General features: G+C 44.2%; 13 protein-coding genes. 12 read left to right on the top strand and 1 reads right to left on the bottom strand.

The window, feature by feature from the left end:
* Nucleotides 1-69 precede the first annotated feature (69 nt).
* The 12 genes from K5Q92_RS04490 (at nt 70) to K5Q92_RS04545 (ending at nt 13425) form a co-directional block, all read left to right on the top strand.
* A complete protein-coding gene (locus tag K5Q92_RS04490) occupies nt 70-561 on the top strand; it encodes a nitrous oxide reductase accessory protein NosL (RefSeq protein ID WP_220767858.1) in 492 nt (163 codons plus the stop codon).
* 31 nt (nt 562-592) lie between these two features.
* A complete protein-coding gene (nosD, locus tag K5Q92_RS04495) occupies nt 593-1936 on the top strand; it encodes a nitrous oxide reductase family maturation protein NosD (RefSeq protein ID WP_220767859.1) in 1344 nt (447 codons plus the stop codon).
* Between the two features lie 41 nt (nt 1937-1977).
* Nucleotides 1978-2886: an ABC transporter ATP-binding protein gene (locus K5Q92_RS04500; protein ID WP_259649490.1), complete on the top strand. Its 909-nt coding sequence runs from the start codon at nt 1978-1980 to the stop codon at nt 2884-2886.
* 1 nt (nt 2887) lies between these two features.
* The gene (locus tag K5Q92_RS04505) at nt 2888-3733 is read left to right on the top strand and encodes an ABC transporter permease (RefSeq protein WP_220767861.1); all 846 of its coding nucleotides are present in this window, start codon (nt 2888-2890) and stop codon (nt 3731-3733) included.
* A 209-nt stretch (nt 3734-3942) separates the two neighbouring features.
* Nucleotides 3943-5226 carry a winged helix-turn-helix domain-containing protein gene (locus tag K5Q92_RS04510; RefSeq protein ID WP_220767862.1) on the top strand — a complete coding sequence of 428 codons (1284 nt, stop codon included), beginning with the start codon at nt 3943-3945 and terminating at the stop codon, nt 5224-5226.
* A gap of 157 nt (nt 5227-5383) precedes the next feature.
* On the top strand, nt 5384-5557 hold the full coding sequence (locus tag K5Q92_RS04515) for a hypothetical protein (protein WP_220767863.1): 174 nt from the start codon (nt 5384-5386) through the stop codon (nt 5555-5557).
* Nucleotides 5558-5720: 163 nt separating this feature from the next.
* On the top strand, nt 5721-6533 hold the full coding sequence (locus K5Q92_RS04520; protein ID WP_259649491.1) for a hypothetical protein: 813 nt from the start codon (nt 5721-5723) through the stop codon (nt 6531-6533).
* A gap of 266 nt (nt 6534-6799) precedes the next feature.
* Entirely contained in the window at nt 6800-6994 is a 195-nt protein-coding gene (locus tag K5Q92_RS04525; protein ID WP_220767864.1) for a hypothetical protein, read from the top strand.
* A 637-nt stretch (nt 6995-7631) separates the two neighbouring features.
* Nucleotides 7632-8189 (top strand): imm11 family protein, encoded by a 558-nt coding sequence (locus K5Q92_RS04530; RefSeq protein ID WP_220767865.1) that lies wholly within the window; start codon nt 7632-7634, stop codon nt 8187-8189.
* Between the two features lie 162 nt (nt 8190-8351).
* Nucleotides 8352-11159, top strand: coding sequence for a hypothetical protein (locus tag K5Q92_RS04535; RefSeq protein WP_220767866.1), 2808 nt, complete (start codon nt 8352-8354; stop codon nt 11157-11159).
* Nucleotides 11160-11432: 273 nt separating this feature from the next.
* Nucleotides 11433-12608, top strand: a complete 1176-nt coding sequence (locus K5Q92_RS04540) for an outer membrane beta-barrel protein (RefSeq protein ID WP_220767867.1) — start codon at nt 11433-11435, stop codon at nt 12606-12608.
* Between the two features lie 226 nt (nt 12609-12834).
* Nucleotides 12835-13425 carry a DUF2913 family protein gene (locus K5Q92_RS04545; RefSeq protein WP_220767868.1) on the top strand — a complete coding sequence of 197 codons (591 nt, stop codon included), beginning with the start codon at nt 12835-12837 and terminating at the stop codon, nt 13423-13425.
* Nucleotides 13426-13878: 453 nt separating this feature from the next.
* Here the strand turns inward: K5Q92_RS04545 and K5Q92_RS24520 are convergent, their stop codons facing one another.
* Nucleotides 13879-14076: a PA3496 family putative envelope integrity protein gene (locus tag K5Q92_RS24520; protein ID WP_374758438.1), complete on the bottom strand. Its 198-nt coding sequence runs from the start codon at nt 14074-14076 to the stop codon at nt 13879-13881.
* Nucleotides 14077-14851: the final 775 nt, after the last annotated feature.

A 14851-nucleotide genomic window follows, 5' to 3' on the forward strand; every position in this document is an offset into this window, starting at 1 on the left:
CCTTCGAGTGTCGCCCCTGCAAGGCTATCGAAGGGCTAGCCTGAAAGCATAGTGGAACTTGGAGAGAAAATGAAAAAGCTAATCTGTTTGTTATTCCTTTTACCTTTGCTCGGAGCATGCGGCGACAGCAATACCGATGCCAAGCAATACACGGCTGAGGCCATTCATGAACATGACCGTTGCCACCTGTGCGGCATGATGATCACCAAGTATCCAGGTCCTAAAGGGCAAGTACACCTAAAAGGGCAGAGTGTCGTGCCTAAGTTCTGCTCGACTCGCGACATGTTTAACTTCGCGCTGCAGCCAGAAAACAAACGTCAAATTGAGGCGCTATTTGTCCATGACGTCGCTGCGACAGATTGGGAGCATCCAAAAGATGAAGCTTTCACCGAGGCCACTCAGGCTTGGTATGTCTACGGTACGATTAAAAAAGCCGTGATGGGGCCTGCGGTTGCTAGCTTTAAGAATCAAGAAGATGCGGTTAAATTTGCCGAAGAGTTTGGCGGCGCCGTATTACCTTATGAAAAGATTGATATTGCCCTGTTAGCAGGTGAACAGTAAGTCGTTACTTACTTTTGTCGCATACTAAAGTATGAAGAAACTCATGATTAATCTTAGTTCAGAGCAGGTGCAGAACAGTTTGATAAAGGCGGCGAAACAGCTCTGTCTTAGCACTTGCTTCTGTCTGTTTATTTGCCCGATTGCCATCGCTGAGAGCTACTCGGTGGCTAACGCTGAAGGCCTTAAGCAGCAACTTAAGAGCGTAAAAGCGGGTGATACACTCACCTTGAAAGCGGGAGTATATTCGGGCCATTTTGCCATCCATCAGCCTATTACCCTAACGGGGGAAAAAGGCGCGATTATTGATGCAGGCGGTATCGGGAGCGCGATTACCGTTTATGTATCAGATGTGACCATTTCTAAGCTACAGATCCAAAACTGGGGTGGCGACCTCTATGAACTTGACTCCGGCATATTGTTGCAAGATAAGGCAGACCGAGTGCGTATTGAGTCTAGCCGTCTTAGTGGTAGTGGCTTTGGTATTTATGCAGAGAATTCAAGCCATATCAGGGTTGTAAACAATATTATCTCAGGTAATCCAGAGCTGTATAAGCTTGATCGGGGAGACGGTGTTTACCTTAAAGGCGTTGACGCCCCTGTTGTGCACGACAACCAAATTTCACATGTTAGAGATGGTGTTTATCTTGAAACTAGCACCAACAGTCTCGTGTTTGATAACCGCTTTCACTCTGCACAGTATGGTATTCACTACATGTATACCAAGCACGATGAAGCCTATGGCAATCAGGTGGATAACGTCGATGGTGGTTACGCCATCATGAGCTCAGAGTTTGTCAATCTTCATCAAAATCAGGCTTCCAATACCTTAGATTTTGGCGTGCTACTTAATATCAGTAACCACTGTATCGTCAGTAATAACCGCCTGTCGCTGGGCCATAATCCTCAGGGAACCGCAGAGCTCGGCAATGAGGGCAAAGGGATTTTTATCTACGGCGCCCGCGATAATGAAGTGAGTTATAACCTGTTTGCTACTAGTGATATCGGCATCTACATGGCCATGGGCGGTGAGAAGAATAAGATTTACGGCAATCAGTTTGTTAATAACAAGACCCAAGTGAAATACGTGGGCGACTCTCTTTTGGAGTGGAGTCATCAAGGCCGTGGCAATTACTGGAGCGGCCATATGGGTTGGGATGCAAACCATGACGGTATCGCCGATAAACCTTATCGACCTAACGATAACCTAGATAAACTTTTTTGGCTCTATCCCGAGGCACGCTTCTTGATGAACAGCCCTGTGGTTGCGCTGCTTCGTTGGGTGCAAGGACAGTTTGAATTCGGTCCCGCTACCGGGATTGTCGATAGCTTTCCGCTGCTAAGCATGGACAGCGTCGATGGGGGGCGCCTTCGATGAACGCTGCGACCCAAATCCCTGGGGGTAATCATGAGAATACAATGTCAGAACTCGCAATACAGCTAACCGATGTTAGCCTTAAATATAACGATTTTACCGCACTCGATGGTGTCAGCTTTGACGTTGAGGCGGGTCAGACATTAGCCTTGCTCGGTCACAATGGTGCCGGCAAGTCTAGCCTGATTAAAATCATCTTAGGTTTGATCCAGCCAACAAGGGGCTCGGTGAATATATTGGGGCAGAACGCTCAGGCCAGTCAGGCTCGCAATAGTGTGTGTCTCGGTTACCTGCCTGAAGATGCAAGTTTCTACGACAAGCTGACAGGGTATGAAGTGTTACGCTATTTTGCGGCGTTGAAAGGCGTGAGCCAGCAGCGTGTCGCGTCACTTATCGAAGAGTTTGGTCTCGAATATGCCCAGCATCGACAGCTAAAAACCTATTCTAAAGGGATGAAGCAGCGACTAGGGGTGGCCCAAGCGATTTTGTCAGAGCCTAAGGTGCTGTTACTTGATGAGCCTACCGTCGGGCTAGATCCTCAGGCATCTCAGTTCCTCTACGGTAAAATTAATCAGTTAAAGCAGGCGGGCTGCGCTGTGGTGATCTCAACTCATGAGCTGTCTCTGGCTGAGTCCCATCTGGATCGCGCCTTGATCATGGCTAAAGGTAAGCGTCTCGCCCTAGGCTCCTGCGCTGAGTTGAGAAGTGCCTGCACGCTTAAGACCTGTATCGATTTCAGTGAACTTAGTGAGCGGGTGAAGAGCAATGCTTATCTGCAACAGTTTTACCAAGATGGCTTGTTACAGATCGCTACCTCACAAAAGAGTGAAGTGGTTCAGCACCTAGTTACTCAATGCCAAGTATTTGATTTTGAAATTAAAGAGCCAAGGCTCGAAGATATTTACCACGATTTAATGGGGCAAACTTTACGCTCCTCGGTTGAGCAGTCATAGAATGCAGATGAATAGACTTAAATCCCCGATTTTGATTATTGCCTATAAAGAGATCTGTGATAGCTCTCGTAATCGTTGGCTTACCTTTATGGGAAGTATTTTTCTACTGCTCTCTTTGAGTGTTAGCTTCGCCGGCAGTGCGGTGACGGGTAGCCTGTATCTACCAGAGCTTGATAGTCTAATGAGCAGCCTATCCACCATCTCGGTGTTTATCATTCCGCTGGCGGCGATTTTGCTGTGCTACGACAGTTTTGTAGGCGAGGAAGAAGCGGGCACCTTACTGTTACTACTGTCGTACCCATTGACGCGATCACAGATTATCTTCGGTAAGCTACTCGGCCACATCACTGTGATGTTAACCGCAACAGGTGTAGCCTTTGGATTGACGGCGGCGCTACTGCTACTCGTTGGGGAGCAGTACGATGGTGGCGAATTAGTGGCGGCATTTATGCAGTTCGTGCTTAGCAGTAACTTGTTGGCTCTTACCTTTATTCTGTTGAGTTACATTGTCAGCTTAAAATGCACCGAGAAAGCTAAGGCGATCGGTTGTTTATTGCTGCTGTGGTTTCTGTTTGTGCTGATCTATGATCTGTTGCTTCTGACCTTGTTGGTATCAGATTTCTCCTTCGCCAATCAATTCTTGATTAATATTCTGATCGCCATGAGTCCGACGGATCTCTATCGTGCGATCAATCTAGTGGCAATAGAGGGAGAAGGGGCCACAGGCAGCTTGGCGATGATAGCGACCACAGATTGGGGCTTATCGGCGATGTACGGCTTATTCCTATTATGGATAACCTCTTTGACGTTTATCTCACATCGAATTTTTAAGCGTAAGCCGCTTTGAACCAGCCGAGATAAACTCGTTACGAGGGCTGAAAATGTTCTACAACTAAATGAGTAATATCACTAAATTCTAAATCTGTGAACACTGGCGATGATTGGCCGCGCAATGGCGGCCGTTTTGGGCCAATAATCACATTCTACTTAAGCACTTAGTTGTAAAATTTAAACATTCATAAACCAGTTGCGCATAATAAGTAGTCGAGGTTAGTTGTGTTAAAAATCACTCCTTATTTGGAGTTAGATACAGAAGCTCACCAGTTGGTTGATCATGTGAGTGGTAAGAAGGTGGTGTTAACCTTCTCCGAGTCGGCAGTACTGCATCGTCTTCTGCTATCTTCTAAGCCGGTTTGCTCCAAAGAGGAGCTACTTAGTGCAGGATGGCCCGATCGCGTTGTTGCTGTGACCTCACTCACTCAGTGCATTAGCACCTTGCGTAAGAAGCTTGACGCTTACCGTGAGGTACAACTAAAAACCATCGCTCGCCGTGGTTATCAGTTGCATATCTCGACTCAATCCCATGTAAAGATGTTAGCGGTTAATGACGCCGAATCGATGCGCGCCGCGATTGTCGATGTATCACTGTTGGTTAAAATTTCCGGTATCGTCATCGCATTGATGCTAATCGTACTCGCTTGGTATTGCAGTGATTACCATAAGGCTAAACAGAACCTCGCGCGTTGGGATAGCAATGAGCAATTTGAACTACAAGTTGGCGGTTTAAAGGGCGATGCTCAACTGCTGTATAAGGACGATGCCCCGCACCTACACCCCTTTATGTGGGAAAAGCATCTTATACCGGATACTAGCTTCTTAAGTTGCCATGATGATTTCAATGCCTTTGCTGCAACCGATGGTGTTAACTACTCGATGGCGCTTTGCCCTGGTACAGATAAACAGCAATGTGCGGGTAAGGGATTGATTAACTTGACCTCGGTGGATTCAGAACCTGCAGAGCTTAATCTGCAAGAGTTTGTCGATCTTTCCAGTGCCATGGAGCAGCGCATTCGTTATAACCGAGTGATGCTGCCAGAGAGTACTAATACCAATGGCGAATTGCTTGAGCACAATTATCAGGCTGATGTGTATTTCCCTGTAAAGGGTGAACTGCTGATCCGTGCCGATATCAACATGTCGCTGATCTATGACTCGTCAGACACCGGTGAATTTCATTCATCGACCTGTATTACCGACCAAGACTGTCTAACTACACCGATTAAGTACAAGACCCGGGGTAAGTTCAAGCAGTACTCGGGGACGATAGGCGGTTTAGAAGCGGATATTTTTAAAGTGAATATTGAGCAGAAAGACTTGATTAAGCCGGATAAGCTCAATGACTCGGCGGTACGTTTTTATCGTGATTTACGCAAGCGTGATATTCAAGATGAAGAAGTGTATTACATTCGAATTCACCAAGATCACAAAACTGCGGTTTGGATTACCCCGCTTTTTGGGCAAGTTACGGCTTGGTACCATTATGAGAGGTTCGATATTTAGGTCGATATCTGGGCTCATATCGAGCTGAGCTGAGTTGTTAGACTGCGTCTAACGGTTAATATCATGGGACTGCCTCCCACTTTGAAAGCCCACATAACCGTGGGCTTTTTTGTACCCTTGGTTTTGCTGTGTCGCTCCACAGTGGAGCTTTGTCGATATGTGCAATCAAGCTGCGCTTGATGAAGAGCGTGGTTTAGCCACTTATCTGGCCGAGCCAGAACCATCATTGATGATGGTTCTACGTCATTTTCATTTCCGTATTACGGCAACTTCGATGGGGAATGGTATTTTATGTGAGGCCAGCATTCCACCGCGGTTATCGCCAAATTAGTTGCTATAAAAAGTACATAATGCTGTATAAATAATACCCTTTTTGTTTTTGTGTTGCCCTTTAAAACAATGAGTTATGATAGGTTCTTCGTCTTATCAAGGCGCACTGATAATAATGTTATTGCTGCTAATCAGTAAGTTGTTAGTGCAACAGGAGTTACACATTGACTACTAATGAAAGTGTTCAGTTTCATATGCGTTTCGTTACTGAAAAACACCAAGAATTGATAAAAACACTTGATGAGCTAGTGGTAGCACTTGTTGGAGAGAATCTTGAGGGAAAAAAGAGCAAGGGAAACCAAGCTTTAACTAAAGCAAATGACCTAAAAGCATCAATTTCTAAACAAGACTCACCTCAATGGTTACCTAGCTTAATTCAAGGGCTTCAATACTTCCAAGGGACGCATTGGAAGCAAGCTCAGCTAATGGAGCATTTGATTAAGAACATAAATCAGATCAAAAGCCATAAATGGGTTTTTGAAAACCCAAGTGAAACTGCATTTGATTTTGATTCAATATTTGAACATTACAAAGCAGAAAGTCGTTTACCTGAGTTATTTAATGACATAGTTAGAATTTTAGAAGAAATTCAAGTTAGTGGTGAGCTGGATAGCTTAGTGATGATTAAAGGTTTAGGTAAAGTAATCGCGACCCTGAAGAAAAATAAAGATGGTTCCTATTTTTCCATAAATGGTGCTTGGGAGTTTTTAATTACTTTTCTCCAAAATTACATGTGGGGAGAGTTATCAAAGATTCCTGTGTTAGGTACAGCTATGGAAGCTCTAGAGAAAACGATAAAAGAAACTAATGAAGAAATGTTTAAAGTACATGCCAATGTTCAAACTGAAATGGAAAATGTCGTCGAGTCAGAAATAAAAGGGCTTAAAAATAAATCTTCTTTTAAGTTCTTAGCTTACGACAAGACTGGAGCTCAACTTTCGGCACCTAAAGCTTTTTCCGTAAGTGATAGTGTGTAGGAAGGCTGGGGATTCGTCAGAGTAAGAGTAAGAGTAAGATAATTACTTTGGACTTATCTTGCATATAAAGCTTACAGAAAACAGCAATTCCCCATCGGAGCTGCAGAGGTCATTGAAGACAAATCGCGTGAGCGAGGCATGGATGCCGAGGTAGCCTCAGGTGAACTAGGGATAGCGAATGTGAGGCGATAGTAAGAAACCATCACAGACACCCATCGTTAATGCTGTGTGTTCAGTCAAGGCCACTAATCTAAAGGCGCAATAAAATGTGTGGAAAGCAAAATAAAGTAGATGAGCTTGAACGTGAGTTAAAAGCAAGCCGCATGAGAGAGGCTAAGCTACTTAAGACGCTAGCAGAAACCTTAAATTATCAAAGCCAAGCTGCTTGGAAGCCATGGAAAATGATGATGATTCCGGTTTGTATCTTTGCCTTAGCACTTGTAGTTGCCTTAGTAAGATAACAGCCCAACACGGCTAGCCATAGACACCCACAATAAACGGCATGTTTTGTAGTGCCTCTTACTCAGCTTTAGTTATTGCTGAAGTAGGAGGTGGTTATGCCCGTAAAAGTAAAAGTGGGGTCATAAAAGTGGGGTCAGAGTCAGCCCGCATAAAAGTGGGGTCAGAGTCAGCCCGAGTACGATGGGCTTACTCAACACTCAAAACGAGCAGAAAACACCTAATTCCCCATCGAAGTTGCCGAAGTACGCAGATAACTCTTTATTGCAAATAATGCCGTGGAACCATCATGGATGATGGTTCAGGCTCGGCGGGACATGCCTGTTCTCTGGCATCCATGCCATCACGGCATTTGTGAATCCATTCACATCAGATGCCCCATCGGAAGCGTTAGGCGATTTTTATTGGAGTATGAGGCCCGTATCTAATGCATGTAACTTCGTCGGGGGCGGCAGGGGACTCTTTGTGAAAGAAATGGCCAAGAGGGGATTGCTGTTGATCCCCTCTTGGCCGAGTGTGAGCTGGAAGCTCACGACTTTAATTGTTAGACGAAGTCTAACTATAAGGTATAAGGTCAAGCATCGCTTGATTGCTCAAACGCAAAGTTGTTAGACGTAGTCTAACTGGAAAAAGCAATTAATGATTAACCAAGAATATTACGTTTGGACAGAAGACTGTCAGTTTGGCTTACTTGATGCAGCTAATGAATTTACAGAAACCGTTCAAAATAAAAGAGAATTGCTGTCTGTCGATGAGGCTTTAGCGTACAGGATAACGACTCAAGGTGACTGTGATCTCATACCTGATGTCTACTACTCACCTAAGTATCTGCTGAGTGAAAAACTGTACGCTTTGTTGCGTCCATTTGACTTAGACTACGTGCAATTTATACCTGCCAAGATTGACCAGAAACCTGAAAAATTTTACCTGTTAAAAGTCATCAACTTTATTTCACTCATTGATGATAAAAAGTCAAAAGTGACTATAAGAAGAGGCAGTATCAAAGGCGTTGATAGATTCTTACTGTCAAATGAGTTGGCCAATATCAATCTAAGCGATAGGTTGATGTTTAAAGTCGGCCATAGTCCGGTAACTGTGGTGCACAAATCAATAGTCGATACGTTAATGGCGCAGAATCTTCAAGGTGTGCGTTTTATTCCAGTAACAGCTTGGAGCGCTTGGGCGGGCACAAGATAAGTGTTCACGACCTTTTTAAAGCTAAGCTCGAAGCAGTAACACTGAACTGTGACACCAGCGCATATCCCATCATTTTGATTCGCATTTTTCTGCGCGGGGGAGTACTCTTCTTTCCCGCTATCTATTTGTTTTCTTATTCTATTCCACCGCCAAGGACGTTGTATGGCTCAGTTTGATAAGCATGTCTCTATCGTTGTCGATCCCTGTTCTCCCGCAAGCATTACCAATGCGCTAGCCGAATATCGGCAGCGAATTAGCGATGGTTCTGCATTTCGCTTGACCATGAACCTGTTGCTCAATGTGCAGTTTGTTAAGGCCGATGGCTCGACGCTCGGTTTAGATGATGCTGGCGCTAATCGTCCTTTGCTAGAGCAGGCGCTTAATACATGCCGTTTTGACGAGCAACACAGCTATATTACAGAGCCAGTGTTGTTCGGCGCGGCGCTGAAATTCCCTGAGCTGCTGCCAGAGGTGGTTGCAACCCTTGAGGCTCTAGTTGCCTTCTCTCGCAGCCGTAACGATTCTAACGATCTCTGGCTAGATGATTACAATGTCTTCGCAGTTGAGGGCTTGTATATGCTGATAGCGACTGACAACAGCTATAGCTGGATGCTCACGCAATTTTTGGTGCCTTACTGGGATACGCAAACCATGACGGCTCCGCTTTGCTTACTGAGCGACTTAGTCGGTAAGCATGGCTGGAGCCGCGATCTGATTAAAGCTTATGTCTGGTGCGACGGCGCTGAAGTGCGGCGTTATTTTTATGAAGACATCAACTACGATGCGGTGCAAGCTGACTTGCTATCGCACTTGCAATCCCATGCAGATGACTATTTATATTTTAAAAGCGAGTTAGTGGCACGGCTGCAATCCACCCCCATTTTGCAGACTGCGGATGAGTCGAGCTCACTTGCGCAGATGCTAGTTGAATATTACAGCACTATGGGCGCGTGGCCAGTGGGGTGTGAGCGCTGGCAGCTTGAAGATGAGCCTGATGAATGGATCGAGCGAGTCAAGCGGCAGCTAATTTGTGGCCTCAAAGTTGAAGATGAAGTGATTGCCTTAGCAGCAACACTGACAGAAACTCGTGATGAGTCCGACTTTTTTACGCTAGCTGAAGCGCAGCGTGATGGGGAGGATAGTTACCAAGCCTGGAGAGAGCCAGAAGAGGTCGAGGCAGAAACCTCTTTAGTAATTGAGCAAGTGCCTGCTGTTGACCCGGAACCTGAAGCGCCTGCTATTGAGTGGGATGAAGCAATGGGGCGTAGGATCTTTTCCTGCCTAAACCCAAGAACCGATTTAATTACCCAAAGTCGACTTGAACGCCTTAACGATGAGCTTGGCTATCGTGATGGCCAAGAGATTATTGAGGCGTTACCATTTATGCCGCTGCATTTAGGGAGCAGTACTTATTTAGCCCTGCGACTGCACCAAGAGCCAAGCGATGATGAGGTCACGGTTATTGGTCAGTGGTTTGAACAACACTTAAGTAAACTGCTTAGTGATTTTGTGCTTAAGTTTTGCAGGGTTGCCGATGACGATAATGAGGCTCTGCGCCAGTGGCTTTGTGGTTTAGAGCCCGATGTTGAGCAAGACCCAGCTGCCGACTTTGACGCCAAAATGATTGAGCTAGTGCGTAACGGTTTGGCAAAAGATGGTGGTAAGTCAGGGCCTGAAATTAGCGCGAAACAAGCAGCGTACTGGAACTTGTTTACTCATGATGCTGGTCAACGCTGCATGTTAACGATTTTGCTGCTGCAAAGTGCAAGCCGGTTAACGCAATGCCGTGTCTCGGAGCGACTCACTTCATCTAGCCCAGTTGTTTTGCTTGCTAAACGTTATTGGCAGCTGTGGTTAGCAATCGCGCCGCAGCGAGCGATTAACCGCATCATCAAGTTTAAAGCCAATTATGGCTTGTATGCGGCAATTGATGATCAAGATACAGTGGCATCGCTATTTGATTTATTGCAGCAATTTGGCGTCAGCGAGCCTATGCTGGAAGCATTCACATTAATGGCAGATCAGCAAGTTGCCGATTATAGCCCGGCCAATGCTCGATTTGCTCAGCGTTACGCTGCCAAAGTTGAGCAATATGCAGCTGTCGATACCACTGACACCAGCATGATTGGACGCCAGCAACTCAAGCAATTCGAGGCCTTATTACACCAGCTTGAGTATTGTCGTGAAGATCAAGTTTTAAAATTCTTCCAACACCTTAGAGCATTCAATTCAGAGCTTGAGTTACCCATAATACCTATGTTTGAGCTGGCTCTATTTAATACCTTAAAAGAAGGCTTTGAGGACGATACAGCGCAAAACTTGTATGACAAAATAATGGCTTATCTTATCAGCGGTGAGGGCTTAGAGGCCTTAAGTCCCCAGGCGTTAAATAAACCAAAGCTGCAGGGCTGGAATCCTTACCCTATGTATCGCAGTAAGGTGGGACCAGCAGACTTTGTCTGGCTGTTACCGCCGGAAATGGCCCAGCGTTTGGTTCTGTTTTTAGCGCAACTTGGTAAACGAGGTTTACATTGGTTGGAGCGTTCTTCAATGGAAGAGGCGTATGTGGCTAGTCGTATGCAAGTGGGTGAGATCACCATGGCCGAGCGCTGGCATCACCCTGAAGTTGGTAATGAGCGTCACGGTGACAGTGACATACGCGATGCGCTCGATGTGGCTAAGCAAAACTGGGCACTTAATTGGCTCGACAAAGCGGGCGTACCTGAGGCTGCATTAGTGTATTTTGCGGTGCATGAGGGTTATGAGCAGCAGCAATTTGTTTGCAGGTTGGCCACTGAAAATCGCTTGCCAGATTTGCAAGATTGGTTAACTGCCAATGAACGGGTGCAATTACTGGAGATGCTAGCTGATATTGAGTCGTTGCCAGAGCCTAGCAAGCAAAGCTTTTTACAGGACTGCTCCAGTGCTGTTAAGCAGTTAGCGAGTAAACTATTTGCTAGCCGAAACTAACCTTTAGTTAAACAAGCTGGCGTTAGTGCTGTTTTATGATCGTAATTTAAAACAGTAATAGCGCCAGTCATCCACTGTCATCTTCCTCGAACAAACTTCCGCAACATTTCATCATATACATCTTAAGCATATTGGGTGTTTTAGCTTAACTAGCTTGAGCTATTTGCAAGCCCGCTTAGGCAGTCTTAATAAGTTTTAATATGTTTTAAGTTTAATAACTGAACAAGTTGACTGATTATCTACGAAACTTAACTGACTTATTTTGTGTGCCATATGATGAAAAGAGCCTCCAATACCCGCCCCATATGCTCAGCTATTTACTCTTGTAGTTGCTTGTTGTCGATTGTCTGCATACACACGACGGTAGCAAGCGAAACCTCTGATCTCGCACAACAAGAGGTTCATGCCTCAGACCTGAAGCAGTCACAATCACTTGGTTTTTACCTTGGTGCTAAAGCCGGCGCAGCGTCTTATGTGGATACGTGCATCACCAAGGGAATATCGTGTTCAGATACCACCTTTGGCTATGGCCTTTTTGGTGGCTATACATTTGATCAGTTGTTTAGTGTTGAGCTGTCTGTTAACGATTATGGCTCTCCTCAAGCTAAGGGGGCGATATCACCGGAGTTTATGTCTAATGTCGACGTTAAAGTACGTGGTGCAGAGGTAGGCATTAGGTTCGCCTTACCTAAATTATGGCATCTTGCGCCATATTTTCGTGTTGGCACCCATTACATCGATTCTGAACAAACATTGCATAGCCAAGATGGAACGAGTCATTCGGGCTATAACGGCTGGCGTCCGAGTTTAGCGTTGGGAATGACTTACCCTTTGGCTAAGCGCTGGAACTTACAACTTGAGTATCAGTATGTTGACGATATTGGTAATAAGGCGACCATGGACTCTGATTTAGGCTTTCTTTCCTTAGGGCTGAGTTATCGTTTTGGTCAGCCAAGCTGGGCACGTCCAGCCGAGCAACAAGTGAGAGAAGAGCTAGTGAGAGAAGAGAATGTTGGTACTGAACTCAATCTAATAGATGACACCCACGTATCTACAGCATCAGTCGATGAGCCAGCTCTAGTTGAAGAAAGGTATTTCAAATATCTGCAGCAATTTGATTATAACAGTGACACTTTAAATGCACCTCAGAGCCTAACTCAATGGGTATCGTACTTACCTAATGAGCCAGCAGATATCGTCATCATAGGTCACACCGACAGTATAGGTAGCAACGAGTATAATCAGCAGTTATCAGATCGCCGAGCGAATGCTGTGGCCAAAGTGATAACTAAAGCGTTTGAGCAAGGTAATAAGGTAATTAACAGCATCAAGATTCAAGGTATGGGAGAGCATGCTCCTGTTGATACTAATCAAATTTCAGGTGGTCGCGCAAATAATCGTCGTGTAGAGATCTCTATCGATTACAGCGAAGTAGAAAGCTCAAACTAGCGCCACAATAGCAGTTGATTCGCGAGAGTGTGAGCTGTTGTTTAATTAAATACCATAGTAGGGGGGAGAATGTCGGAGTTTCGGGCATGGAGGTTAGAAGCTTGGATAGAAAATTGGCGATTAACCAAAAAAGAATATTGTCTCAGCGCGGGTTTCATAACAACCAATGCAAGCACAAAAAACTGCAAAGCCGCTTTTGTTGTGCATATTCACGCGGGAGTTGGTATTGACTGAAAAATCCTATAATGAACTTTTGAAAAACGTAGTGAGTTCTGCGCTGCTTCATCTCTATTTAACGGCGGATGAAAGTTCGCGTTTTATTCCAATGGCACAACGTAACAGCTTGCTGGTTCGCTATTTAAAGCCAAAACTAAAGTTACCTTCATACCGGCGTATAAAAAATGAGTTGAGAAAGTTAGTCGCTATTGGGCGCTCTGAAAATGAAAGTCTAGAGAGCAAGTTGAATGAGTTGAATCAATTGTATGTGCAAAGAGAGTCAACCCCTAATGATGCAGATAAACTATTTAATTTGCTCGAATTACTGAGAAGCGAGCACGGGTTAGGTAGCCGTTTTGTATTTGAGTCAGAGCGCAGAGTGGCTGGTTTTATCTATTTACTACAAGAGCATGTTGTTTTTGCATTTGGTAATTCAGGCCGTCAGTTATCACCTATTTCATTATTTCTAGAATCAGAAAAAGCAATAGGGTTGGTTGATATTATCAATCAGACCAAGCTGTTTAAGGCTGAAATGAAGCAATTTAATCGAGACTTGAAGCAAGGGCATATTATATTGCACCCCTTTGCTTGTGTTGACTAAAAATAAAGTGTTAACGATATCTGTAACGATAGAAGGTGTGCAAATCGGTTGAAGCTAATACAGCTAAAGCAGCCAGTTGCTCGCTTTCTCCAGTGTTTTTTAGCAGCTGTTCTTGTTCCTGCTGTTTGAGCTTCTAATGTTTTTGTTTCAAGTATTGTTGCTTAAAATGATTATTACTCTTTGTACTCTTTGTACTCTTTGTACTCTTTGTGCTCCATATTGCCTTTTAAAAGCGATTTCAGGTCAATATGCTTTTTACCAAGGGCTATAGTTGGGCTTTCTATCGCACCACCTATTTCCCAGTGTTAATTGGCTTACACTTAAATGTATTTCATACCTGCATGTTCTTCACATTAAATTTTACGCGATTAATGCGTTTAAACTCTGGGCTCTACATTAAAGTCACTTTGAGCGACAAAGAGTCTCTGTAAAATAGTCTAACCGGTGGATTTGCTAGGTTATATCGAATTTTTCAAGTTCCTGCTTTAATTGTCGTTGCTCCATATGCCACTCAATTCCCCGTCTAGTTGCACACCTTTTAGAAGCCTGTGGACTTGGAGCTTTTGGCTTCGGCTTATGAGGGCTGAGGGTTTGATAGTTGCTACGAATGTTATGATCAGTTGTATTCTTGTTCGTTTGGGCTGTTGGCATGGTGATGTCCTTATTAACCTGTATGTTCGCCTAATTTTTTTGTGTTCTTGTGGAGTTGATACTTTCGATATTTAGCGTAGTTCCTTTAGTTTTTCTCAGTATGTAATGAGGAGAGGTTCTCTACTTTATAGTCTCTGTTGATCAGCGGACCTATTTAACGGAGTCCTGTGCACAGCGCGATAGAATAGTTACTGTAGAAAATGGCAACATAAGATGTATCTTTTAAATAAATCGAATTTATCTACTTATTTTCAAGGTGAATTAATAAACAATTTTGTCATTATGACTCTTTAAATAAAACGCCCCATAAGCTGCCGAAGGTATAGGACAAAACAGCTTATGGGGGAAGCAGTCGCTTCTAGTTGGTCTAATGGTTTAGTACTATTCTTTAAGACCCACTTGCAAACTTACACGCAAGTACAACCGAGGGGTGCCTTTTATTATCAGATAGAGCCGTACTGAATAGTAAGTCCGACTCGATAGGCTCAGTACATAACTTAGCGACTAAAAAGCGATTGGATCAACCTTTGTCGGGTTAAGAAAAATTAAAAAACGATTAAGGAGTTTAATATGAGTTTATGCTGTCTCCAGTGCTGCAGATTTTTTTGTTTTTTAAAGTTGACACTTTTATGGTTAAAGCTGTTGGCGAAGTTAAGTTACTTAATCTTTATATTAAAATAATATCTTTTAATTCTTACGGATGTCTGCTGGAGGAGTTTTTTTAAATTGTTGATTATTCGGTTAAAGATAATCACTTCTGGCTTTAGCATCTACA

Origin of the sequence: Shewanella sp. MBTL60-007 (genome assembly GCF_019654915.1) — a bacterium.
Classification (GTDB): domain Bacteria; phylum Pseudomonadota; class Gammaproteobacteria; order Enterobacterales; family Shewanellaceae; genus Shewanella.